The organism is Leucobacter edaphi (genome assembly GCF_016522535.1).
GTDB lineage: Bacteria > Actinomycetota > Actinomycetes > Actinomycetales > Microbacteriaceae > Leucobacter > Leucobacter edaphi.
The window spans coordinates 76,090-99,519 of record NZ_JAEHOI010000002.1; the positions used below are offsets into that span (position 1 = coordinate 76,090).

General features: G+C 68.8%; 23 protein-coding genes and 1 tRNA gene. 18 read left to right on the top strand and 6 right to left on the bottom strand.

Going from position 1 to position 23,430, the window contains the following annotated elements; all coding sequences use genetic code 11:
* The first annotated feature begins 3 nt into the window (after positions 1-3).
* The 6 genes from hisS (at position 4) to JD292_RS01695 (ending at position 5,930) form a co-directional block, all read left to right on the top strand.
* Entirely contained in the window at positions 4-1,302 is a 1,299-nt protein-coding gene (gene hisS / locus JD292_RS01670) for a histidine--tRNA ligase (RefSeq protein WP_200131526.1), read from the top strand.
* A 143-nt stretch (positions 1,303-1,445) separates the two neighbouring features.
* Complete coding sequence (locus tag JD292_RS01675) at positions 1,446-1,880, top strand: VOC family protein (protein ID WP_200131008.1); 435 nt, start codon at positions 1,446-1,448, stop codon at positions 1,878-1,880.
* 112 nt (positions 1,881-1,992) lie between these two features.
* Positions 1,993-3,273, top strand: a complete 1,281-nt coding sequence (eno, locus tag JD292_RS01680) for a phosphopyruvate hydratase (protein WP_200131009.1) — start codon at positions 1,993-1,995, stop codon at positions 3,271-3,273.
* 35 nt (positions 3,274-3,308) lie between these two features.
* Positions 3,309-3,836, top strand: a complete 528-nt coding sequence (locus JD292_RS01685) for an FtsB family cell division protein (protein WP_200131010.1) — start codon at positions 3,309-3,311, stop codon at positions 3,834-3,836.
* Between the two features lie 81 nt (positions 3,837-3,917).
* Positions 3,918-4,400 carry a DUF501 domain-containing protein gene (locus JD292_RS01690; RefSeq protein ID WP_200131011.1) on the top strand — a complete coding sequence of 161 codons (483 nt, stop codon included), beginning with the start codon at positions 3,918-3,920 and terminating at the stop codon, positions 4,398-4,400.
* Between the two features lie 189 nt (positions 4,401-4,589).
* Positions 4,590-5,930, top strand: coding sequence for an NAD(P)/FAD-dependent oxidoreductase (locus JD292_RS01695; RefSeq protein ID WP_200131012.1), 1,341 nt, complete (start codon positions 4,590-4,592; stop codon positions 5,928-5,930).
* Positions 5,931-6,011: 81 nt separating this feature from the next.
* Here the strand turns inward: JD292_RS01695 and JD292_RS12410 are convergent, their stop codons facing one another.
* The 4 genes from JD292_RS12410 to JD292_RS01710 all read right to left on the bottom strand — a co-directional run bounded on the left by JD292_RS12410 (position 6,012) and on the right by JD292_RS01710 (position 9,682).
* Complete coding sequence (locus JD292_RS12410) at positions 6,012-6,323, bottom strand: HTH domain-containing protein (RefSeq protein WP_369411103.1); 312 nt, start codon at positions 6,321-6,323, stop codon at positions 6,012-6,014.
* A complete protein-coding gene (locus JD292_RS01700; protein WP_200131013.1) occupies positions 6,268-6,792 on the bottom strand; it encodes a GNAT family N-acetyltransferase in 525 nt (174 codons plus the stop codon). The genes JD292_RS12410 and JD292_RS01700 overlap by 56 nt, the downstream gene beginning before the upstream one ends.
* 104 nt (positions 6,793-6,896) lie before the next feature.
* The gene (gene fdhA / locus JD292_RS01705; RefSeq protein ID WP_200131014.1) at positions 6,897-8,111 is read right to left on the bottom strand and encodes a formaldehyde dehydrogenase, glutathione-independent; all 1,215 of its coding nucleotides are present in this window, start codon (positions 8,109-8,111) and stop codon (positions 6,897-6,899) included.
* A 107-nt stretch (positions 8,112-8,218) separates the two neighbouring features.
* On the bottom strand, positions 8,219-9,682 hold the full coding sequence (locus JD292_RS01710) for a helix-turn-helix domain-containing protein (protein WP_200131015.1): 1,464 nt from the start codon (positions 9,680-9,682) through the stop codon (positions 8,219-8,221).
* A gap of 160 nt (positions 9,683-9,842) precedes the next feature.
* Here JD292_RS01710 and JD292_RS01715 point away from each other — a divergent pair, with 160 nt between their 5' ends.
* From JD292_RS01715 to JD292_RS01750, 8 genes are all read left to right on the top strand, one after another.
* Positions 9,843-11,660 carry a phosphoenolpyruvate carboxykinase (GTP) gene (locus JD292_RS01715; RefSeq protein ID WP_369411147.1) on the top strand — a complete coding sequence of 606 codons (1,818 nt, stop codon included), beginning with the start codon at positions 9,843-9,845 and terminating at the stop codon, positions 11,658-11,660.
* A 135-nt stretch (positions 11,661-11,795) separates the two neighbouring features.
* Positions 11,796-11,869 (top strand) — tRNA-Leu (locus tag JD292_RS01720).
* A gap of 42 nt (positions 11,870-11,911) precedes the next feature.
* Positions 11,912-12,373: a DUF3817 domain-containing protein gene (locus tag JD292_RS01725; protein WP_200131017.1), complete on the top strand. Its 462-nt coding sequence runs from the start codon at positions 11,912-11,914 to the stop codon at positions 12,371-12,373.
* Positions 12,374-12,382: 9 nt separating this feature from the next.
* Positions 12,383-12,532 carry a hypothetical protein gene (locus tag JD292_RS01730; protein WP_200131018.1) on the top strand — a complete coding sequence of 50 codons (150 nt, stop codon included), beginning with the start codon at positions 12,383-12,385 and terminating at the stop codon, positions 12,530-12,532.
* Between the two features lie 66 nt (positions 12,533-12,598).
* A complete protein-coding gene (locus tag JD292_RS01735; RefSeq protein WP_200131019.1) occupies positions 12,599-13,852 on the top strand; it encodes an alanine racemase in 1,254 nt (417 codons plus the stop codon).
* Positions 13,840-15,153, top strand: a complete 1,314-nt coding sequence (locus tag JD292_RS01740) for a D-arabinono-1,4-lactone oxidase (protein WP_200131020.1) — start codon at positions 13,840-13,842, stop codon at positions 15,151-15,153. Before JD292_RS01735 ends, JD292_RS01740 begins: the two co-directional genes overlap by 13 nt.
* A 77-nt stretch (positions 15,154-15,230) precedes the next feature.
* Entirely contained in the window at positions 15,231-15,800 is a 570-nt protein-coding gene (locus tag JD292_RS01745) for a LemA family protein (protein WP_200131021.1), read from the top strand.
* Positions 15,801-15,812: 12 nt separating this feature from the next.
* Positions 15,813-16,685 (top strand): M48 family metallopeptidase, encoded by an 873-nt coding sequence (locus JD292_RS01750; RefSeq protein ID WP_200131022.1) that lies wholly within the window; start codon positions 15,813-15,815, stop codon positions 16,683-16,685.
* On the opposite strand, the gene JD292_RS01755 is transcribed toward JD292_RS01750, so the two are convergent.
* Positions 16,682-17,746: an alpha/beta hydrolase gene (locus JD292_RS01755; RefSeq protein ID WP_200131023.1), complete on the bottom strand. Its 1,065-nt coding sequence runs from the start codon at positions 17,744-17,746 to the stop codon at positions 16,682-16,684. The two genes, JD292_RS01750 and JD292_RS01755, sit on opposite strands and share 4 nt — an antisense overlap.
* Positions 17,747-18,030: 284 nt before the next feature.
* Here JD292_RS01755 and JD292_RS01760 point away from each other — a divergent pair, with 284 nt between their 5' ends.
* The 3 genes from JD292_RS01760 to JD292_RS01770 all read left to right on the top strand — a co-directional run bounded on the left by JD292_RS01760 (position 18,031) and on the right by JD292_RS01770 (position 21,930).
* A complete protein-coding gene (locus tag JD292_RS01760) occupies positions 18,031-19,545 on the top strand; it encodes an MFS transporter (RefSeq protein ID WP_369411105.1) in 1,515 nt (504 codons plus the stop codon).
* A 66-nt stretch (positions 19,546-19,611) separates the two neighbouring features.
* Positions 19,612-21,117, top strand: a complete 1,506-nt coding sequence (locus tag JD292_RS01765) for an aspartate ammonia-lyase (RefSeq protein ID WP_200131025.1) — start codon at positions 19,612-19,614, stop codon at positions 21,115-21,117.
* 153 nt (positions 21,118-21,270) lie between these two features.
* Positions 21,271-21,930, top strand: coding sequence for an immunity protein Imm33 domain-containing protein (locus JD292_RS01770; RefSeq protein ID WP_200131026.1), 660 nt, complete (start codon positions 21,271-21,273; stop codon positions 21,928-21,930).
* A gap of 65 nt (positions 21,931-21,995) precedes the next feature.
* On the opposite strand, the gene JD292_RS01775 is transcribed toward JD292_RS01770, so the two are convergent.
* A complete protein-coding gene (locus tag JD292_RS01775) occupies positions 21,996-22,862 on the bottom strand; it encodes a fumarylacetoacetate hydrolase family protein (protein WP_200131027.1) in 867 nt (288 codons plus the stop codon).
* 163 nt (positions 22,863-23,025) lie between these two features.
* Between JD292_RS01775 and JD292_RS01780 the strand changes: the two genes are divergently transcribed.
* Positions 23,026-23,397 carry an FKBP-type peptidyl-prolyl cis-trans isomerase gene (locus tag JD292_RS01780; protein WP_200131028.1) on the top strand — a complete coding sequence of 124 codons (372 nt, stop codon included), beginning with the start codon at positions 23,026-23,028 and terminating at the stop codon, positions 23,395-23,397.
* Positions 23,398-23,430: the final 33 nt, after the last annotated feature.

The following is a 23,430-nucleotide window of genomic DNA, read 5'->3' on the forward strand; positions in this document are numbered from 1 at the left end:
ACCATGGCCAACCCCGTGAACCCGCCGCGCGGCATGCGCGACTTCCTTCCCGCCGACAAAGCCCGCCGCGAGCACGCCCTTGGGATCATTCGCGGCGTCTACCGCGCCCACGGCTTCGACGAGATCGAGACGCCGGTCGTTGAGGACTGGTCGCGGCTGCACGCCGGACTCGGCGGCGACAACGAGAAACTCTCGTTCTCGATCCTGAAGCGCGGGATCACGTCCGAGGCGCTCGCAGCAGCCGCCGAGGCTGGCGACGTGGAACAGCTCGCTGACCTGGGCCTGCGCTTCGACCTCACGGTGCCGCTCACCCGCTACTACGCGACCCACCGCGCCGAGCTTCCTCCGGTGTTCCGCGCGATCCAGATCGCCCCGGTGTGGCGTGCGGAGCGCCCGCAGAAGGGCCGCTACCGCCAGTTCGTGCAGGCCGATATCGACATCATCGGCGAGCCGGGGCTGCTCGCGGAGATCGAGCTCGTGACCGCCACCTCGCAGGCGCTCGCTGAGCTCGGCCTGCAGGGCTGCGTGATCCGCGTGAACGACCGTCGGATCCTGTTCGGCCTGCTCGCGCACTGCGGCTTCGCCCCCGAGACGCACGATCGCGCGCTCATCATCGTCGACAAGCTCGACAAGATCGGCGTGCCAGGGGTCGTGGAGGAGCTGCGCGAGCTCGATGCCGAGGCCGCCGAGCGGATGGGAGCCGTCCTCGAGGGCGCCGCTCCCGCGCTCGCCGGCGACGGGATCCCGCTCACCCGCGAGGCGATCGCCGCGGTACTTCCTGACGGTGCCGCCGAGCAGGGCGTCGAGAACCTGTCCGCGCTCGGTGAGGCGCTCGCGGGCGCGCTGCCCGCTGGCGTCGAGGTGCGCTTCGACCCCACCCTCGTGCGCGGCATGGGCTACTACACGGGCACGATCTTCGAGGTTGCCCACCCGGGATCCGGCAGCTCGGTCGGCGGCGGCGGACGCTACGACGGCATGGTCGGCCGCTTTCTCGGCCAGGACGTTCCTGCCGTTGGCTTCTCGATCGGCTTCGAGCGGGTCGTCGACCTCATCGAACTGCCCGAGACCGAGGGCCCCGACGCTGTCGCGCTCGTCCACGACGCCGACGTGCCCTTCGGTGAGCTCCTCGCGCTCAAGCGGGAGCTCGTCGATCGGGGGCACCGCGTCCGCCTCGAGCGCCGGCAGAAGAACATGAAGACCCTGCTCGCGCGGATCGAGGAGCAGGGATTCTCCCGCTTTGCCAACGTGCGATCCGGCGCGACCTCGGCGGACGAGCTCGAGTTCCGCGTACTCGGCTCCTGAACCGCGGGCCCATCACCGAGACGGTGCTCCCGATCGGGAATTCCCAGCCCGTTCCACGTTGACCGCAGGCGGCTTCGCTGGGACGCTGGAACCACCGCGGCGACCCGACCGCGGAGGAGCCCGATCACCTCACGGGGGCGCACATGTCAACGCAGATCTTCGTCAACCTCGTCACGGACGACCTGGAGCGCTCCAAGGCGTTCTACCTGGCCCTCGGCGCCGAGATTAACCCGCAGTTCACCGATGACAACGCGGCCGCCGTCGTGTGGAGCGACGACGTCTACTTCATGGTGCTGAAACGCGAGTTCTTCACGACGTTCACCGACAAGCAGGTCATCGACCCGAGAACGAGCGCCCAGGTGCTGCTCGCCTTCTCCCGCGACTCCCGCGAGGCGGTCGACGACACACTGGCGAAGGGTCTTGCCGCTGGAGGGTCCGAGCCGCGGGAACCCCAGGAACTCGGATTCATGTACTCGCGCGACCTGGAAGATCCGGACGGCAACGTTCTCGAGTTCTTTTGGATGGGTGATCAGGCGATCACCGACGGCCCTCCCGAGCACGACCGCGAAGCGGCCTGACGGGATTCCGAGCGGTGCGGCCGCTAGAATGTTGCGCGGCGGGGAGTGCTCTCCGTCGCAGACGTCCTCCGGACGGCCCAACGCACAACCCCACACTCTGAAGGAGCGCATGGTGGCATTTATCGACGCGGTGATCGCACGCGAGATCCTCGATTCGCGAGGCAACCCGACCGTTGAGGTCGAGGTCGGCCTGACCGACGACTCGGTGGGGCGTGCAGCGGTCCCGTCCGGCGCATCGACCGGCGCCTTCGAGGCCTACGAGCTCCGCGACGGCGACGCCGATCGCTACCTCGGCAAGGGCGCGCTCAAGGCCGTCGACGCCGTGTTCGACGATCTCGCCCCCGCGATCGAGGGTTTCTCAGCCGATGATCAGCGCATCATCGACGAGGTGCTGAAGGAGGTCGACGGCACGCCCAACAAGCAGCGGGTCGGTGCCAACGCGATCCTCGGCGTCAGCCTCGCGGTGGCGCACGCCGCCGCCGCCGCCGCCGAGCTGCCCCTGTACCGCTACCTGGGCGGCCCCAACGCGAGCACGCTCCCCGTGCCGCTCATGAACATCATCAACGGCGGCGCGCACGCCGACACCGGGGTCGACATCCAGGAGTTCATGGCGGTGCCGCTCGGCGCCGAGACCTTCTCCGAGGGCCTCCGCTGGGGCGTCGAGGTCTACCACGCACTGAAGGCGCTGCTCAAGGAGCAGGGCCTCGCCACGGCGCTCGGCGATGAGGGCGGCTTCGCCCCCGATCTGCCCCACAACGCCGCTGCCCTCGACCTGATCGTCGAGGCGATCAAGCGCGCCGGTCTCGAGCCAGGCCGCGACGTGGCTCTCGCGCTCGACGTCGCGTCGACCGAGTTCTTCGCCGACGGCGTTTACAGCTTCGAGGGCGAGAAGCGCTCGGCGGCCGACATGATCGCGTACTACGCGGACCTCATGGACAAGTACCCGCTCGTCTCGATCGAGGATCCCCTCGCCGAGGACGACTGGGAGGGCTGGAAGCAGCTCACCGCAGAGCTCGGCGATCGCGTCCAGCTCGTCGGCGACGACCTGTTCGTGACGAACCCCGAGCGCCTCGCCGACGGCATCGCGCAGGGCGCAGGCAACTCGCTGCTCGTGAAGGTCAACCAGATCGGCACGCTCACCGAGACGCTCGACGCCGTGCAGCTCGCGCAGCGCTCCGGCTACACCGCGATCCTGTCGCACCGCTCGGGCGAGACCGAGGACGTCACGATCGCGGACCTCGCGGTTGCGACCGATTGCGGCCAGATCAAGACCGGCGCTCCCGCGCGCAGCGAGCGCGTCGCGAAGTACAACCAGCTGCTCCGCATCGAGGAAGAGCTCGGCGGCGCGGCTCGCTACGCCGGCCGCGGCGCCTTCCCGCGCTTCTCCGCCTAGGACGAACACTGAACGCGAACAGCGATGGCGGCGCGGTGAAGCGCTGGGCCGGGGATCTCGGGGCATGGGCCTCGAGCCTCCGGTTCAGCGGCTTCACCGCGCTCGTCGTCGTGTTCGTGATCGGCGGGGCGCTGATCATCAGCCCGAGCCTGTCGACGTTCGTGCAGCAGCGGCGGGAGATCGCCGAGCTGCGCGAGAGCGTCCGCGTGCACCGCGAGGCGGTCACGGAGATGGAAGCGGAGCGGGTGAAGTGGAAGGATCCCGCGTATATCCGCTCGCAGGCCCGTGACCGGCTGTTCTATGTCGTGCCGGGGGAGACCCAGCTCAACGTGATCGATGACGTCGTGCTGCCGGTCGAGTCCGACGAGAAGACGAGCGCCAAGCTCTCGCAGGTCGAGGGGGACTGGACCGGCGGCCTCGCGGCCTCGTTCCTGAAGGCGGGAACAGCGGAGCCCGCGAAGGATCAGGCCGCGAAGGATCAGGCCGCGAAGGACCAGGCGGCGAAGGACCAGGCGGCGAAGGATCAGGCCGCGAACCCCCAGGCCCCCGCCGCGCAGCCCTAGCGTCCCGCGGTGCCGACCGCACAGAGCGCGGCGCAACGCCGCAGCGCACCCACGAACCACACCTCACGAGGAGACACGCACATGCCCCGCCCGCCCTTCACCCCGCCGACCGAAGCCGACATCGCCGCGGTGAGCGAGCAGCTCGGACGCGAGGCGCGCGGTGTCGTCGGCATCTCCGCCCGCGCCGCCGACGGATCGCCCGCGGTGGTCTCGACCTCGCCCCGCCTCCCCGACGGATCGCCGTTCCCCACCTTCTACTACCTGTGCCATCCCGAGGCCGTCGCGGCGGCGTCGCGGCTCGAGGCGGCTGGGGTCATGAACGAGTACAACGAGCTCCTCGCCGAGGACGAGTCGGTGCGCGAGGCCTACGCCCGCGCCCACGAGCAGTACATCGCCGACCGCGACTCGGTGGGCGAGGTTCCCGAACTCGCGGGCGTGAGTGCCGGCGGCATGCCCACGCGCGTCAAGTGCCTCCACGCCCTCATCGGCCACGCGCTCGCGGCGGGTCCCGGCGTCAACCCGATCGGCGACCTTGCGCTCGAGCGGAGCGGCTGGACCGGCTGATCCCGTTCCGTTTGCCCCGCGCAGCCGCTCCCGGCGCCGAATTTTCTGCTGTACAGAGCGCAATTCCTGACGATAACGCGCCAGCAGCCTGTGAATCAGGGTAGAGTTGAGTGTCGGCCGTAAAACGCCCGATTTTTCCGTGCCCGCGCCGTGGGCCGAGATCCGCACACTCATCAAGGAGAATGCTTCGTGGCGAAGAAGATTCTGATCGTTGGTGGAGGCTACGCAGGCTTCTACACCGCATGGAAGCTGGAGAAGCTTCTCCGTGCCGGTGAGGCCGAGGTGACGATCGTCGATCCGCTCCCGTACATGGCATACCTCCCGTTCCTGCCCGAGGTCGCGGCCGGTTCGATCGAGCCCCGCCACGCGGTGGTTGCCCGTCGCCGCCACCTCAAGAGCACGAGGAACATCGCCGGAAAGGTCACGGGCATCTCGAGCGCCACGAAGACCGCGACGATCACCCCGAACGTGGGCGAGCCCTTCGAGTTCGCGTACGACCAGATCGTCATCACCACCGGTTCGGTGTCCCGCACCTTCCCGATCGCCGGCATCGCCGACAACGCGATCGGCATGAAGACGATCGAGGAGGCCATGGCCGTCCGCGATCGCATGGTCGGCAACTTCGAGCGCGCGGCGTCGCTGCCCGCGGGCTCGCCCGAGCGCGCACGCCTGCTCACCGTCACGGTGGTCGGCGGCGGCTTCGCCGGCATCGAGACCATCTCCGAGCTCCGCTCCTTCGCGACCGCGCTGCTGCGCCGCTACCCGGAGATCACCTTCGACGAGACGAAGTTCCACCTCGTCGAGGCCATGGGCCGGATCATGCCCGAGGTGTCGCAGGAGACCGCGAACTGGGTCGTCAAGGATCAGACCCGTCGCGGCGTCGAGATCCACCTCGACACGCAGCTCTCCTCGGCCGTCGACGGCAAGATCGAGCTCTCGACCGGCGAGAACTACGAGTCCGACCTCATCGTCTGGACCGCCGGCGTCATGCCCCGCCCGTTCCTCCGCGGCACCGACCTGCCGATCGGCCCGCGCGGCCACGTGATCGGCAGCCCGACGCTGCAGGTCACCACCGAGGACGGCCAGATCGTCGACGGCGCATGGACCGCCGGCGACACCTCGCAGACCCCCGACATCTCCTCGACCCCCGGCCCCGGCGGCTTCTGCGTCCCGAACGCTCAGCACGCCGTCCGCCAGGGTCGCCTGCTCGCGAAGAACATCGTCGCCACGCTGCGCGGCGAGGGCGTGCGCGAGTACAACCACAAGAACCAGGGCGCCGTCGCGGGCCTCGGCCTGAACACGGGCGTGTTCCAGTCGGGCAAGTTCGCGATGAAGGGCTACTTCGCCTGGCTCGCGCACCGCTTCTACCACGGGCTCGCAATCCCCACGTGGGAGCGCAAGTGGCGCGTGTTCGGCGGATGGGTCGGTCACTTCTTCCTGAACCGCGACATCGTGAACATCGAGGCCTCGCAGGAGCCCCGCGCGATCTTCGAGGAGTTCGCCTCGCGCCCGAAGCCGGCCGCGGAGTAATTCCCGACCCGGGCCGCTGAGCCCGGCGCAGAGAAACGCCCCCGAGAGCGAGAGCTCCCGGGGGCGTTTTCGATTCCCTGCTCAGCTGTGGTTGCGCGGACTCATCTGCGGAGCCCCGGGTTGTGGCCCGGGGTCTGGCCAGGTCGGAGGGGCTACGCGCCAGTAGGGGCTCGCGTTCTCGACGGCTAACATGAGCGAGCCGCATCTCAGCCCGAGTGCATACTTCTTGTCGTCCGAGACGGATCGCGGGTCGCTCAGAAAGGACTCGATCGTTTCGAGATCAATTCCGGTGAGGCGCGCCACGTTCTCCAGAGTGACCAGCCCTCCGATCCTCTCATCACCGGGTACGCGGCGGAATATCTTCGGGTGGGGGACTGAGGTCCGGGTTCCCACCCTCTCCTTCGCCTGGGGAAGGACGATCCCGGAGATCCCGCCGCAAATACACGTCGACCGCGTCCTCGCTGTCGAGCACGAAGCCGTGCCGCTCGTAGAGCCTGCGCGCCGGGCTGCCCTGGAGCACGTTGAGCCGGAGCGTGGCCCCCTGGTCGACGGGGTCGGCGAGGAGTGCAGCGAACACCGCGGCCCCGATCCCGCGCCCCTGCACCTCGGGGCGCAGGGAGAAGTGCTCGATCCAGAGTCCGTCCTCGCCGGGGCGCAGCGCCACGAGCCCGGCGTCTCGGCCGTCGACGACGATCACGCGAGTGTGCGCGGGGGCAAACGCCGTGAGGAATCGTTCCCGCACGCGGGTCTCGCTGAACACCCCGAGGCGTTCGAGGTCGGGGCGCATCACGCGGGCGCGCAGTTCCGCCATCCAGTCGGCGTCCTCCCGCGTGCCGGGGCGGAAGGTCCAGTCCAGGGTCATGGATCCATTCGAGCACAGTTCATCGCGCGGTCCGGGCGGGAAACGGGGAGGCCCCGAGCGTTCGACGAGCACGCTCGGGGCCTCCGGTTCACGGGCAGGTCGGATCAGCCGCCGATCAGCCCGTGCGGGTCGAGCACGAACTTCTGAGCAGCGCCCTCGTCGAACTCGGCGTAGCCGCGCGGCGCGTCCTGCAGGGAGATGGTCGTCGCGCCCACGTTCTTCGCGATCGAGACCTTGTCGGCGAGGATCGCCTCCATCAGGCCCCGGTTGTACATCATCACGGGGCACTGGCCGGTCACGAAGACGTGCGACTTGGAGAAGCCGAGGCCGAAGCGGAGCGACAGCGAGCCGACCTTCGCGGCCTCGTCGACAGCGCCGGGATCGCCCGTGACGTAGAGTCCGGGGATGCCGAGGCTGCCGCCCGCTCGGGTGACGTCCATCAGTCCGTTGAGCACGGTTGCGGGGGCCTCCGTCGCAGAGTCGCCGCCGTGGCCGCGCGCCTCGAAGCCGACGGCGTCGATCCCGCAGTCGACCTCCGGGGCGCCGAGCAGTTGCTCGATCTGCTCGGCTGGATCGCCGAGCGACACGTCGATCGTCTCGCACCCGAAGCTGCGCGCCTGGGCGAGACGGTCGGGGTTGAGGTCGCCGACGATCACCGCGGACGCTCCCAGGAGCTGCGCGGCCGTGGCCGCGGCGAGTCCGACGGGGCCGGCGCCCGCGACGTACACGGTGGAGCCGACGCCGACGCCCGCGCCGACGGCGCCGTGGAACCCGGTGGGGAAGATGTCGGAGAGCATCGCGAGGTCCAGGATCTTCTCCATCGCCTGCTCGCGATCAGGGAACTTGAGTACGTTCCAGTCGGCGTAGGGCACGAGCACGTACTCGGCCTGCCCGCCGACCCAGCCGCCCATGTCGACGTAGCCGTACGCGGATCCTGGCCGATCCGGGTTGACGTTGAGGCAGATGCCCGTCTTGCGCTCCTTGCAGTTGCGGCAGCGACCGCAAGAGATGTTGAACGGCACGGAGACCACGTCGCCGACCTTCACGAACTCGACGTCGCGCCCCACCTCGATCACCTCGCCCGTGATCTCGTGCCCGAGCACGAGGCCCTCGGGCGCAGTCGTGCGGCCGCGGACCATGTGCTGATCGGATCCGCAGATGTTGGTCGCGATCGTGCGCAGGATCACGCCGTGATCGACCTTCCTGCCGACGTTCGCCGGGTTGACTCCCGGGCCGTCCTTGAGGACGAATTCTGGATAGGGCGTGTCGACGACCTCGACTTTGCCGGGACCCGCGTAACTGACTGCCAGATTTCTCATCGTTGAGCCTCCTTCGTCTGAGACCCGACCCAGACGATCGGGTCTGCGCCCAGTCTTGCCCGGAACGAGAAAGGAATCAACCGTCGCAGAACCTGATCAGGCGGGATCTACTCGGCGTGGTCCGAAAGGAACTGGTACATCTCGGCATCGTCCACGCCGGGGAACTTGCCCGTGGGGAGCGGGGAGAGCACGTGGGCGTGCATGCGGGCGCTCGCCCACGCCTTGCCCTCCCAGCGGCTGAGGAGATCCTGGTTCGGGGTTCGGCAGCACGCGGGATCAGGGCAGGTCGAGTTCACCCGCACCGTGGTCTCGCGGCCGCGGAACCAGCGCGTGTCGTCGAAGGAGACGCCACAGGCGATCGCGAAGGGTCCCTGCTCGGCCTCGCCGGTTTGCACGCTCGTCCAGTAGGTCCCGACCGGGGTGTCGGTGTACTGGTAGTACTCGCTCGTCCGGTTGGTCCGGTTGAACGCGGTCCGTCCGCCCCACTTGCGGCACAGGATCTCGCCCTCGAGCGACCCCGTGTCGTCGATGGGGAAGGGCAGGCCGTCGTTCTCGTAGCCGCGGACGAGGGTGCCGGCACCGTCTGCACGGTAGTGGTGCACGCGGAGGTCCAGATGCCTCGTCGCGAGGTTCGAGAAGCGATGCGCCGCGGCCTCGTGCGTGACGCCGAACGCGTCGCGCAGGTCCTCGATCGCGAGGTTCCGGTTGCGCTTCGCCTGCTGCAGGAACTCCACGGCGCGGGCCTCGGGAAGCAGGCAGGCCGAGGCGAAGTAGTTGATCTGGAGCCGCTGCTCGAGGAATTCGGCGTAGCTGACCGGCTCGGCGTGGCCGAGCACGCGATGCGCCATTGCCTGCAATGCGAGCGAGCGCAGGCCGTGGCCGCCGGGGATCGAGGCAGGGGGGAGGTAGATGCGCCCGTTTTCGAGGTCGGTAACGCTGCGCGTGTTCGAGGGGAGCTCGTCGACGAAGATGAGCGTGAACCCGAGGAGCTCGGCGAGCATGGCCACCTCGCGGTGGGTGACCGCGCCCGTGGTGTGCCCGATCCGGCGCATGAGGTCTGACGCGATGAGCTCGATGTCCTGGATGTAGTTGTCGCGCTCGCGCATCTTGAGGCGGATCTCGGTGTTCGCGCGCCGCGCCTCCTCCGAGGTGGTCGCCGCTGCCCGGGATCTGCGGGCGAGCTCGCGGTGCATGCCGACGAGCGATTCGAGCGCCTCGTCGGTCATCCCCTTTGCGGTCTTCACGCGGGGGAGCCCGAGCTTCAGGTAGTTCGAGGAGCTCTGGGCCCGTTCGAGCTCGATCTCGAGTGCGCTGCGCTGATCGGGGGCCTCCGGTTTGAGCAGTTCTGCCGGATCGACGCCGAGCTCGCGGGAGATGCCTTGGATAAGGGCGATCTTGGGCTCGCGGCGGCCGTTCTCGACGAGGGAGAGCTGGCTCGCGACGACGCCGACCCGCTCGCCGAGCTGCTCGAGGGTGAGTCCGGCGTTCGCGCGGAAGTGCCGGATGCGCTTTCCGAGGATCAGCCGATCGAGTGCGGACTGGGAGCTGGGGGACTTGGCTTCGGTACCCATGAACTTGACTATATGTCAAAAAGAGGGAAAATTGACAGTCCGATCGGTGAACGTGACGTGAACCGGCGGGCGAAGATGGTTATGACTTCACATCTTGTCAACGGGTAATCACCCACGAGGAGGCACCAGCGTGAGCAACGGCCAGGTCATTGATATCGAGATCACGATCGCAGATCTCGTTCGAGCGGAAGCAACGACGACGAACCCTGAGGTGCTCGAGTGGGTGACCGAGGTTGCCGAGCTCACGAAGCCCGATTCGGTGGTCTGGTGCGACGGCTCGCAGGACGAGTGGAACCGCATCACCTCCGAGATGGTCGAGGCAGGCACCCTGATCCCGCTCAACAAGGATCTCCGCCCCGGCAGCTTCCTCGCCCGATCGAACCCCGCGGACGTGGCGCGCGTCGAGGACCGCACCTTCATCTGCTCGGAGAACGAGGCTGACGCCGGCCCCACGAACAACTGGGTCGCCCCCGACGCGATGCGCGCCGAGCTGCTTCCCCTCTTCGACGGCGCCATGCGCGGCCGCACGCTCTACGTCGTGCCGTTCTCGATGGGCCCCGTCGGCGGCGCCATCACGCAGCTCGGCATCGAGATCACCGATTCGCCCTACGCGGTGCTCAACATGCGCATCATGACCCGCATGGGCCAGGCCGCGCTCGACGGGATCCTCCCCGGCGGCGAGTGGGTCCGCACGGTCCACTCCGTCGGTGCGCCCCTCGCCGAGGGCGAAGCGGACGTCGCGTGGCCCTGCAACGACCTCAAGTACATCACCCACTTCCCGGAGACCCTCGAGGTCTGGTCGTACGGCTCCGGCTACGGCGGAAACGCGCTCCTCTCGAAGAAGTGCTTCGCGCTTCGCATCGCGAGCGTCATGGGCCGCGACGAGGGCTGGCTCGCCGAGCACATGCTCCTCCTCAAGCTGACCAACACCGAGACCAACAAGGCCTACCACCTGTCGGCCGCGTTCCCCTCGGCCTGCGGCAAGACCAACCTCGCGATGCTGCAGCCCACGATCCCCGGCTGGAAGGTCGAGACGATCGGCGACGACATCGCCTGGCTCCGCCCCGGCAAGGACGGCCGCCTCTACGCGATCAACCCCGAGGCCGGCTTCTTCGGCGTCGCGCCCGGCACCGGCGAGTCGACCAACCCGGTCGCCGTCGAGACCCTATGGGGCAACACGATCTACACGAACGTCGCGCTGACCGATGACGGCGACGTCTGGTGGGAGGGCAAGACCGACGAGGTCCCCGCGCACCTCATCGACTGGCAGGGCGAGGACTGGACCCCCGAGTCCGGCCGCGTCGCCGCGCACCCGAACTCGCGCTTCACGGTGCCGATCCAGCAGACCCCGACGCTCGCGCAGGACTGGTACGAGCAGGACGGCGTCCCGCTCGACGCGATCCTGTTCGGCGGCCGTCGCGCGACGAACGTCCCGCTCGTGGCGCAGTCCCGCTCCTGGGACCACGGCGTGTTCGTTGGCGCAACGATCTCCTCGGAGAAGACCGCGGCCCAGGAGGGCACCGTCGGCGAGCTCCGCCGTGATCCCTTCGCGATGCTGCCCTTCTGCGGCTACAACATGGCCGACTACTGGGGCCACTGGCTCGAGATGGGCGCGCAGCTCGGCGACAAGGCTCCGAAGATCTTCCAGGTCAACTGGTTCCGCAAGGACGCCGACGGCAAGTTCCTGTGGCCGGGCTTCGGCGACAACTCGCGCGTCATCGACTGGGTCATCCGCCGGGTCGAGGGCGAGGTCGAGGGACGCACGACGCCGATCGGCACCGTCCCCGCCGACGGCGAACTGAACCTCGACGGCATCGACGTGCCCGCTGGCGATCTCGAGCAGCTGTTCGCGATCGATCCCGAGTCGTGGCTCGCAGAGGCCGATCTCACGGAAGAGTTCTTCGCCCAGTTCGGCGACCGCGTTCCGGCCGCCCTGCGCGAGCAGCTCCAGGGGCTGCGCGAGCGCCTCAGCGCCTAGCGCTCCGACGCCCAGCGCGTCCCACCGACCGTAGACCCCGCCGTTCTGCCCAACGGCGGGGTCTACTCTGTTTCCGTTGTCTGCGGTTCGCCTCCGCGGTCGAGCGCGCCCCACCGCGTGTGGGACGATGGATCGCCCCCCATAGCCCAATTGGCAGAGGCAGCCGACTTAAAATCGGTAGAGTCTGGGTTCGAGTCCCAGTGGGGGGACCGAGTGGCCTCTGTCCAGGAGGAATCGATACGATGAGAGCCATGTCGCCCCGCCTGCTGTTCCGGATTTTTGCCTTTGCCGAACTCGTCACCTGGGCGGGCCTGATCACGGCGCTCATTCTCCGCGGGGCGGGCGTCACGGACGCGCTCGTCGGCCCCGCCGGAGGGGTGCACGGCTTCGTGTTCCTGAGCTACTGCGTCGTCACGGTGCTGATCTGGATCGATGCCCGCTGGCGTCCGGGCGTCGGCGTGCTCGGCCTCGCGAGCGCGATCGTGCCGTTCGCCACGCTGCCGTTCGAGCTGGTGGCCGACAAGAAGGGCCTGCTGCCCGCGCAGTGGCGGCTCGGCGCGGAGGGCCAGCGGCCGCGCGGTTTCTTCGAGCACGCCGTGGCCTTCGTGCTGCACCGCCCGTGGCTGTCCCTGGTCGTGCTCGCGGTGCTCGTCACGATCGCGTTCGTGGTGCTGCTGTGGCTCGGTCCGCCGGTTCCGATGGGCGGGAAGTAGCGGGTCGCCGTGATCACCGCGAAGTTCGTCCTCGTCTCCGCACTGCTCGTCGTGGCAGCGAGTGCGCTCTATCTGCGGGTGCGGGCGTGGCGGTTGCGGCGCGCTGAGGCGAAGCGCGCCTGGGACGACGAGGTCCGCGCGGCCATTGAGCGGGACTGAGTTTCACACGATTTACTGGGCAGACTCTGGGCTGCACGTCCCGATGGCACCGAATACACTTCGACTATGACACTCGATCTCGCAGCCGATGAGCTGCGCCGGCGAGCGGCGGCGAAGCCGTGGACCGACCCAGAGGCCTACTGGAAAGCACTCGATTCCGCGACTCGCGAGCTGCCGGCACCGGTCGTCGCGCTCTCGGTCGAGGCGCTCGCCTGGAACGCGGCCGAGCTGCTGCGCAGGGCCGGCGGGCTCCCGATCCGCGTGGCGAGCAAGTCGCTGCGCGTGCGCGGAGTGCTCGACGCCGTGCTCGCGCTTCCGGGGTTCTCCGGTGTGCTCGCGTTCACGCTGCCGGAGGCGCTGTGGCTCGCCGATCGGGTCGACGACGTGGTCGTCGGATACCCGACGGCGAACGTCCCCGCGCTGCGCTCGCTCGCGGGCGACCCCGAGGCCGCTGGCAGGATCGCGCTCATGATCGACTCCGTCGAGCAGCTCGACCTCATCGACGCCGCGGCGCCTCCCGCGAGCCGGGCGGCCCCGATCCGCGTGTGCCTCGACCTCGACGCCTCGTGGCGCGCGCCGGCACTCGGCCACATCGGCGTGCGGCGTTCGCCGCTGCGCACCCCGGACGAGCTGGTGGGTATCGCGGCCGAGGTGCTCGCGCGCCCGGGCTTCGAACTCGTTGGGGTCATGGCCTATGAGGCGCAGATCGCCGGCGTCGCCGATCAGCCAGCGGGCAAGCCGGCCGAGGCGCTCATGCTGCGGTTCGTGCAGCGCGCGAGCGCCGCCGAACTCGCCGAGCGCCGCGCAGCCGCGATCGCAGCGGTCTCCGCGATCGCCCCGCTCGAGTTCGTGAACGGCGGGGGAACGGGGTCGCTGGAGCGCACGGTCCAGGAGGCCGCCGTCACGGAGGTGGCTGCGGGCAGCGGTCTGTTCGGCCCGCACATCTTCGACCACTACACGAGTTTCGACGTCGCCCCTGCAGTGGGGTTCGCGCTCGACGTGGTCCGCAAACCGACCGCGGACCGGGCAACGCTGCTCGGCGGAGGCTGGATCGCCTCGGGGCCTCCCGCGCCCGATCGGCTGCCGCTGCCCGTGCACCCGGCCGGCCTGAGCTACGAGCCGCGCGAGGGCGCCGGCGAGGTCCAGACCCCGGTGCGGGGCGCTGCGGCGGTGCCGCTCGGTCCGGGGGACCGGGTGTGGTTCCGGCACGCGAAGTCCGGGGAGATCATGGAGCACGCGCTCTCGGTCGTTCCCGTCTCAAACGGCGAGGCGCTCGCCTCGCTCCCCACCTACCGCGGAGAAGGGAAGTGCTTCCTGTGACCACGACCTGGCAGAACTGGGCCGGAACGGAGCGTTCGCACCCGTCCCTCGAGCTTGCGCCCGAGCGAGCCGAGGGGATCGTCGACGCGATCCGGCTCGCTCGAGAGACCGGAACCGTCGTCAAGCCGATCGGCGCCTCCCACAGCTTCACCGCGATCGGCGCCACCGAGGGGATCCGGATCTCTCTCGCGGGGCTGCGGGGCCTGCAGAGCGCCGATCTCGCGCGATCCCGGGTCACCCTGTGGGCCGGCACGCATCTCCACGAGCTCCCCGGAATCCTCACCCCGCTGGGCCTCGCGCTCGAGAACATGGGCGACATCGATCGGCAGACGATCGCGGGCGCCACGAGCACGGGCACCCACGGAACGGGCCTCGCCTTCGGCGGGCTCGCGACCCGGATCACCGGGGTCACCCTGGTCGACGGCACCGGGACGCTGCGGACGATCGACGAGGACCACGATCCCGAACTGCTTCCGGCCGTGGCCCTCGGGCTGGGCGCGCTCGGCGTGCTCGTGACAGTGACGATCCAGTGCGTTCCGCGCTTCCTCATCAATGCGGTCGAGGCGCCCGCCCCGCTCGACGAGGTGCTCGACGAGTGGCAGGAGCGCAGCGAGGCCGCTGATCACTTCGAGTTCTTCTGGTTCCCGCACACGCGGGGAACGCGGACGAAGACGAACACGCGCCTCCCGCTCGAGTCCGGCAGGCGTCCACTCGGGACGGCTTCGCGCTTCCTCGACGAGGAGGTCGTGAACAACGTGCTGCTCGGCGCCGTGGTGGGCGTGCAGAGCCTCGCGCCGCGCATCACCCCCGCCATGAACCGCCTGATCGAGAACGTGTCCAGCCGCCGCAGCTTCACCGACGAGTCGTATCGGGTGTTCGTGACCCGGCGCCGCGTGAAGTTCCGGGAAATGGAGTACTCGGTGCCGTTCGAGGCCGTCCCCGATGTGGTGCGCGAGCTGCGCACCATGATCGAGCGCCGCGATCATCGGGTGTCCTTCCCGGTCGAGGTCCGCGCGGCCGCCGCCGATCAACTGCTGCTCTCCACGGCGTCGGGGAGGCGCAGCGGGTACGTCGCCGTGCATCGCTTCATCGGGGATCGCGACACGGACTATTTCCGCGACGCCGAGGCGATCCTCGCCGCCCACGACGGCCGCCCGCACTGGGGCAAGATGCACACGCTCGACGCGGAGCAACTCGCCGCGAGATACCCGGGCTTCGAGAAGTTCCGCGAGGTGCGCGACCGCCTCGATCCCCACCGGGTGTTCCGCAACGCCTATCTCGAGCGGGTGCTCGGGGAGTAGCAGAATCCGCTGGTGGATCGCCGATTCTCAGGCGCAGCCTCCAGCGCCTTCGGAGCCGCCCTCGCTAGGATGCGGGTATGAATGGTGGATTGATTGCCGGGCTGATCATCGCAGGTGTGCTCGTGCTGCTCGTCGGCTACGTGTGGATCACCTACAACTCGCTTGTCACGCTGCGTGTCCGCGTCGACGAGGCGTGGAGCGACATCACGGTGCAGCTGAAGCGCCGGGCCGATCTCATCCCGAACCTCATCGAGACGGTCAAGGGGTACGCCGCACACGAGAAGTCGGTGTTCGAGGAGGTCACGCGCGCCAGGGCCGAGACGATCTCCGCGAAGGGGCCGGCCGAGGCCTCGCTCGCCGAGAATCACATGCAGAGCGCGCTGAAGAGCATCTTCGCGGTCTCCGAGGCCTATCCGCAGCTGCAGGCCAGCCAGAACTTCCTCCAGCTCCAGAGCGACCTCGTCGACACGGAGAATAAGATCCAGGCCTCCCGCCGCTTCTACAACGGCGGCGTGCGCGAGTACAACACGAAGATCCAGGTGTTCCCGAACACGCTCTTCGTCCGCGGTTTCGGCTTCGCTGAGCGGGAGTTCTTCGAGGTCGAGGACGTCGCAGCGATCTCGGAGCCGCCCCGCATCCAGTTCTAGCGAGGAGGGGCCGTGTATCGCGCGATTCGGCGCAACAAGATCAACAGCGTCCTCATCATCCTCCTCTTCATCGCCATCATCGGCGGGCTCGGCTGGCTGGCCGCGTACATCTATCGTTCGCCGTGGATCGTGATCGGGGTCGTCGGCTTCTCGATCGCGTTCGCCGTGTTCCAGTACTTCATGGCGGGCCGTCAGGCCATCAGCATGTCGGGGGCGCGGCGGATCACCGAGGCCGATCATCCGCGGCTCTACCGAATCGTCGAGAACCTGTCGATCACCACGGGAACGCCGGTGCCCGAGATCTACATCATCGATGATCCGGCGCCGAACGCGTTCGCGACCGGGCGTGATCCCGAGCACGCGATGGTCGCGGCGACGACGGGACTGCTCGACATCATGACCGATGCCGAGCTCGAGGGCGTCATGGCGCACGAGCTCGGCCACGTGCGCAACTACGACATCCGCGTCTCGATGATCGTCTACGGGCTCGTCGTCGCGGTCGGCATGATCTCGGACATGCTCGTGCGGATGGCGTTCTTCGGGCGGAACAACAACAACTCCAACCCGATCGTCTTGGTGTTCGGGCTCGTCGCAATGCTCGTGGCACCCCTCGTCGCCTCGCTCGTGCAGCTCGCCGTCTCACGGCAGCGCGAGTACCTCGCCGACGCGACCGGCGCGATGACAACCCGCCACCCCGAGGCGCTCGCGAGCGCGCTCCACAAGCTATCCGAGTACGGTCGGCCGATGCAGAAGCAGCAGTCGAGCATGGCGCACCTGTGGATCGCGAACCCGCTGAAACCTGGCGCCCTGCAGCGCCTGTTCTCGACGCACCCGCCGATCCCCGAGCGGATCCGGCGGCTGCTGGACATCGGCGGGAAGTTCTAGTCCGAGATCGCCCGGTCCCTGCCGCTCAGCCCGCGCTCCAGGCTGTCGATGGAGTCCTGGAACGCTCGCGCGCTCATCCGGCTCACGCCGGTGATGTTGATGAAGGCGTGGATCGCGCTCTCGACGATCTGCAGGGTCACCGGGACGCCGGCCTCTCTGAGGCGTTCCGCGTAGGCGATGCCCTCGTCGCGCAGCACGTCGAAGCCGGACACCGCGACGTGCGCCGGCGGGAGCTTGGCGAACGTCCCGGCGTCGGCGAGCAGGGGAGAGGCGAGCGGGTCGAGCGCCGCTTCCGGGGTCCGCAGGTAGTGGGCCTTGTACCAGTCCATCTGTTCCTCTGTCAGGAAGAAGCCCTCGCCGAAGAGTTCGTACGAGGGTGCTTTCGTGCTGAGATCGGTGCAGGGGCAGTAGAGCAGCTGGAAGTCCGGAGTGCCGATGGGGTCGTCGATCGTCGCCAGGCACACGGCGGCGCTGAGGTTGCCTCCCGCGCTGTCGCCAGCGACGGCGACGGGCACGCCCGGTCGCACCTTGCGCGCCCAGCGATAAGCGTCAATCGCGTCCTCGAGACCCGCGGGAAACGGGTGCTCGGGCGCGAGACGGTAGGCGACGGAGATGACCTCGAGCGTGCTGTGCTTCGCGAGGAATCGGCACGCCGAGTCCGTGGACTCGAGCCCCCCGACCACCCAGCCGCCGCCGTGAAAGTAGACGACGGTGCCGGTGGTTTCCTGCTGCGGCACGTTCGCGTAGCGGCGGGCCGCGACGCGTCCGCTCCGGGTGGGGAGCTCGAAGTCCGCGACGGTGGCGACGGGGACGTCGCCCCCGAAGACTGCGGCCTCCGAGTCGACCTGCCGCCTGGCCTTTTCGAGCGGGAGGCGGGTGAATTCCGAGCCCGGGACCAGCGCGAGCAATCGGAGCCCCATCTGGATCTCGGGGGCGAGGGTCTGGCCATCGATCTGGATTGGTTTCCCTCCGATCCGGCGCTGCGCGCCGACCGGGAGGGAAGAGAGCAGCCGCATGACGGTGCGGGCGAGACGATCTGTGAGCGGAATCTGACGGGGCATGTGCACTTCCGGTGGGTGAGCTGCGGCGACGTTGCCGAGACTGGCGGGTATTCGGATCACTTCTGCGTCGGATTGTATGACGGCGGCCCGCGCTCCCGGAAGCGCTCACTCCGGATGGTGACTGTGAATCGTGTCAGCTAGCGCACGGGTTCGGCGTGGCCGCATTCCGGGGCCCCGGTGACGGGGCCGTGCGGGCGCCATCGCGAATGGCGCGTTCTCAGCCAGCGGAAATTTCGCTGATAGTTCAGCGTATGGTGGAGAGGAGGTCAGGGAGGGCAAACACGGTGGCAGGAACGTTTCGATCCCTTTCCCAGCGCGATTATCGCATCTGGTTCGGTGGGGCGTTCGTCTCGAACATCGGCGCGTGGATGCAATCGACGGCCCAGAACTGGGTCGTGCTCACCGAACTCACGAACCACAACGCCTCGGCCGTGGGAGCCACGATGGCGCTGCAATTCGGCCCCCAGCTGCTGCTTGTGCCGTTCAGCGGCGCCGTCGCCGACCGGTTCGATCGGCGCAAGGTCCTGCTCATCACGCAATCCCTCCTGATGCTCCTCGCGGCCGGCCTGGGAACGCTCCTCGTCACGGGGGCTGCGGAACTCTGGCACCTGTACTGCTTCGCGCTCGGCCTGGGCATCGTGAACGCGTTCGACACGACGTCGCGTCAGGCGTTCGTGTCCGACCTCGTCGAACCGGATCTGCTGTCGAACGCGGTGGCCCTCAACGCGGCCTCCTTCAACTCGGCGCGGCTGATCGGCCCCGCGGTCGCCGGAGTGCTCATCGCGATCGTCGGCTCGGGGTGGGTGTTCCTCATCAACGCCGTCTCGTTCCTCGCGGTCCTCGGGGCGCTGCTCGCGATCCACACGCTGCACCGCGGACCGCGCGGTCCGGTTCAGCGAGAATCCCAGCTCAAACAACTTTCGGCGGGCGTCAGATACGTTCGGAGGCGCCACGATCTGCTCGTGATCTTCATCATGGTCTTCCTCGTGGGCACCTTCGCGATGAACTTCCCCGTGATGTCCTCGACGATGGCGGTCGAGTTCGGCCGTGGCGCCGGCGACTACGGCCTGCTGTCCTCCATCCTCGCGATCGGCTCGCTCGCCGGGGCCCTGCTCTCGGCGCGGCGCCCTGCGGCACGCATGCGCGTCGTGATCATCGCGGTCGGCGGGATCGGCGTGGTGAGCCTCATCGCCGCCCTGATGCCGTCGTTCTGGACGTTCGCGGCGACGCTCATCTTTTTGGGTCTCGCGATCTCGACGATGCTCACGACCGCGAACGGTTTCGTGCAGACGACGACCGACCCGGCCGTGCGGGGCCGCGTGCTCGCGCTCTACATGGCGATCCTCATGGGAGGCACCCCGATCGGCGCGCCGCTCGTCGGGGCCGCAGCCGACGCGCTCGGGGCGCACTCGACCCTGTACATCAGTGCCGCGGCGGGTTTCGCGGCGTTCGCCGTGGGCATCGGCTGGCTGCTCACCGAGCGGGATCTCCGGCTGCGTCGCCTCGATGGCGAGTGGGTCGTGACCCACGCGGGCCGCCCGGATCCGGAGGCCGACCGCGACGAGCAGCTCGAGACGCTGACGGCGCCGATCTCGGTGCTCAGGAGACCGGGCCACGTCGTCAGCACCGGTGAATCGGCGCCGCAGGACGGCTCTCCGGCATCGACCGGGGCTATGCGGCTGGAAGAGCTCTTCGATTCACGCCCGGATCAGGATCGAGATGCCGAAGCGCCGGAGTCGGACCGGCCCGGGGACGAGCCGGGCGACAATCCGCGCCGCGGTGGCTCCGCGGGTAGTTGAAAGGTAGGCTGGGGGACGTCCACGCGGCGTCCGCCGCACCCCTTGAATATGGAGCCAAGATAACTGGTGAGTGACTTCCTGTCGGCACAGACCCGGACCGAGACGGATTCGCTGGGCAGCGTGGAGATTCCCGCTGCTGCGTATTGGGGGGTGCACACCGCGCGGGCCCATGAGAACTTCCCGATCGCGCGCCGCCCGATCTCGGTCTACCCCGAATTCATCCGCGCCTTCGCCTGCGTCAAGCAGGCCGCGGCCCGAGCCAACCTCGAGATCGGCGCACTCGATGAGCAGCGCGCCACACTGATCGATCGCGCCTGCGAAGAGATCAAGACGGGCATGCTCCACGACCAGTTCGTCGTGGGCGTGATCCAGGGCGGCGCCGGTACCTCGACGAACATGAACGCGAACGAGGTCATCACGAACCGCGCGCTCGAGCTCGCCGGGCACGCGAAGGGCGACTACTCGTACATCAATCCGAACGATCACACGAACCGCAGCCAGTCGACCAACGACACCTACCCGACGGCGATCAAGGTTGCCCTCGCGTTCTCGCTCGACAGCCTGCTCGAGGAGCTCAACCTCCTCGCCGATTCGTTCGCCGCGAAGGGCCGCGAGTTCTCGCACATCATCAAGGTCGGCCGCACCCAGCTGCAGGACGCCGTTCCGATGACGCTCGGCCAGGAGTTCAACGCCTTCGCCGTGACCCTGCGCGAGGACGTCGACCGCCTGCGCGAGGCCGTCTCCCTGCTCGGCGAGGTCAACATGGGCGCCACGGCGATCGGCACGGGGATCAACGCCCCGGTCGGCTACAAGGAGTCGGTGATCAAGCACCTGCGCGACATCACGGACCTCGACCTCGTGACCGCCGGCGACCTCGTCGAGTCGACGAGCGACACCGGCGTCTTCGTCACGTTCTCTGCGGCGCTCAAGCGCAGCGCGCTGAAGCTGTCGAAGATCTCGAACGATCTCCGCCTGCTCTCCTCCGGCCCGCAGGCCGGCCTCGGTGAGATCAACCTCCCCGCCCGCCAGGCAGGTTCGTCGATCATGCCGGGCAAGGTCAACCCGGTGATCCCGGAGGCCGTATCGCAGGTGGCCTACTCGGTCGCCGGCGCCGACGTCACGGTGTCGATGGCGGTCGAGGCCGGTCAGCTGCAGCTCAACGCCTTCGAGCCGGTCATCGCGCACTCGCTGTTCCAGTCGATCACGTGGCTCGAGCGCGCCTGCCACACGCTGCGCGTGAACTGCGTCGACGGAATCACGGCCAACGAGGCCCGCCTCGAGGACATGGTTTCCCGCTCCGTCACGGTGATCACGGCGCTCGCACCCGTCATCGGGTACGCGGAGGCCGCGAAGCTCGCCAAGGAGGCGCTCGCCACGAACGAGAAGGTGTCGGAGCTCGTGGTCGAGCACGGCCTCCTCGACCAGGCGACCCTCGACGACATCCTGCAGCCGTCGAAGCTCGCGGGGCTCGCCCCCGAGACCGGCGTCATCGACACGATCCACGCGCCCGCCCCCGAGAAGCTCGAGGACGGCGAAGGGGAGATCATCAACGAGGAGCCCGCGGCGCAGTAGTCGCGGCGCATCCGGACACGGTGCGGGGCGGGGGAGTCGCATGCTCTTCCCGCCCCGCGGCGTATCCGGCGAGGACCGGGGGGGCTTTCCACGGCGTGTGCTCGGAGCACACGCCGGAACGCGCCAGAGAACCGAGCCGATCGGAGCCCCGCCGTGACCACCCCTCTTCCCGAAGTCATCCCCACCGGGCACACCTGCCTCGTGTCCCGCAGCGTCCTCGAGGGGGCCGCGGCGCCGAGGTGGATCGTGCGGGGGACCCCGCGATCCCCGTACGACACGGGCTGGCAGCTCATGAGCGAGGCCGACACCACCGAATTGCTCGCCATTCCGGGGAATCTGCTCGTCGTCGACTGGGCGCACGCGGTCGCGCTCCAGCCCGCACTCGGACCGATCGGGAATCTCCCGGTCGGCACGAGCGTTTCTGCGGAGCCGAGCGCCCACGGGGTTCGCCTCGTCGACACCCGCACGGGAGCCGTGGTTACCGGGGAGGGGGCTACTTCGGCTTTCATACCGGCGCAGGCAACCACCCACGGGCCTCCGAGCGACCAGGCGCCTCAGGGACTGCAGGGCTATCCGGGCTTCCCGGCTCCGCAGCGCAGGCGCACGGGCATGTTCACCACGGGTCTCGTGCTGACCATCCTCGGCGGGCTGTTCGTGGTCAGTTCTCTGCGTCGAATCGCGACGGGGGCAGCGACCTCGACCGTCGTGAGGGATCCCGTCACCGCGGCCGGTGCCCTCACCGGGAGCCTGCTGCTGACGGTCGTGCCGATCGCGGTCGGGATCGTCCTTCTCGTGCTGTCACGGCGCCGGTAGATCGCTCGTTCGCGGCGCCTCCGGCCGGCACGCCGGCCGCGTCCGGGCGTGCGCGTGCAGCGCCCCTACGCCTGCACGCAGTGCGAGGTGAGCGCGCCGATCCCCTCGATCGTCACCGTGACGTCGGTGCCGGGCACGAGGTACAGCGGCGGCTTGCGCGAGCGGCCGGCCCCGCCGGGGGAACCGGTCGAGATGACGGTTCCCGGGAGCAACGTGAGCGACTGCGAGATCGAGGAGATGAGCTCGGCGACGCTGCGGATCATGAATCCGGTCGTTGAATCCTGCACGCGGAGGCCGTCGACGTCGGTCGTGATGGCGAGCGCCTGCGGATCAGGGATTTCGTCGGCGGTGACGACGACGGGGCCGATCGGGGTGAATCCGTCGAAGGACTTGCAGCGCGACCACTGCGGCTCGAGGAACTGGATGTTGCGCGCCGTGATGTCGTTGATCACGGTGTAGCCGAACACGTAGTCGAGCGCTTCCTCGGGGGTGACGTTCTTGGCTGAGCGGCCGATGACGACCCCGAGCTCGCCCTCGTAGTCGACCTCCTGGCTGATGTGCGTGGGGATCGGCACCTCGCCGTCCTCCGCCCCGAGGGAATTCGGGAACAGGGAGAACAGGACCGGCCCCGAGTCGTTGTCGAGGCTGAGTTCGCTCGCGTGCTCGTCGTAGTTCAGGCCGACGGCGAGCACGATCGGGGGCTGGATCGCCGCGGGGGCGAAGCGCACGCCCTCGAGCGGCTGCCACGCGGCTTCATCCGCGGCGTCGACCGCCGCGCGCACGCGCTGCTGGGCCGTGTCTCCGGCGGCGATGAGCTCCTGAAGCGTCGCGAAGTCTTCGCCGAGCTGTGAGAGCGGAACGAATCGATCCTCTCGAACCGCGGCGAGGGTCGGAGCGGAAGCGGGGGACAGGTTCAGGTGCGCGAATCTCACCCCTCCAGGGTATCCGACCCGGTCGCCCGACGGGTGATGCAGCGGCCGGAACGTGGCTTCAGAACAGAATTTCGACCGTTTTCCCGAGGCATTCGGGCGCGCCGGGTTCCCTCTGAGCGAACTCGCTGGTTGCGGGGTGACTTTCTCAGCGAGAATAGGGGGCATGACTGATGCACCGAAGACCAAGCCCGAGATCGAGTTCCCCGACGGGCCGGCGCCCGCGGAGCTGCAGATCGTGGACCTCGTCGAGGGCACCGGGGAGGAGGCGCTCGCCAGCTCCACCGTCGATGTGCACTACCTCGGCGTCGAGTACGACTCCGGTGAGGAGTTCGATTCGTCGTGGAGCCGCGGCGAGTCGATCAACTTCCCCCTGCGCGCGCTGATCCAGGGCTGGCAGGTGGGCATCCCCGGCATGAAGGTCGGCGGCCGCCGCAAGCTCATCGTGCCCCCGGCCCAGGCCTACGGCACCTCGGGCGGCCACCCGCTCTCCGGCAAGACCCTGATCTTCGTGATCGACCTGCTCGGCGTGAGCTAAACCCCGCTCCCCGCGTTACACGATGCCCGCCCG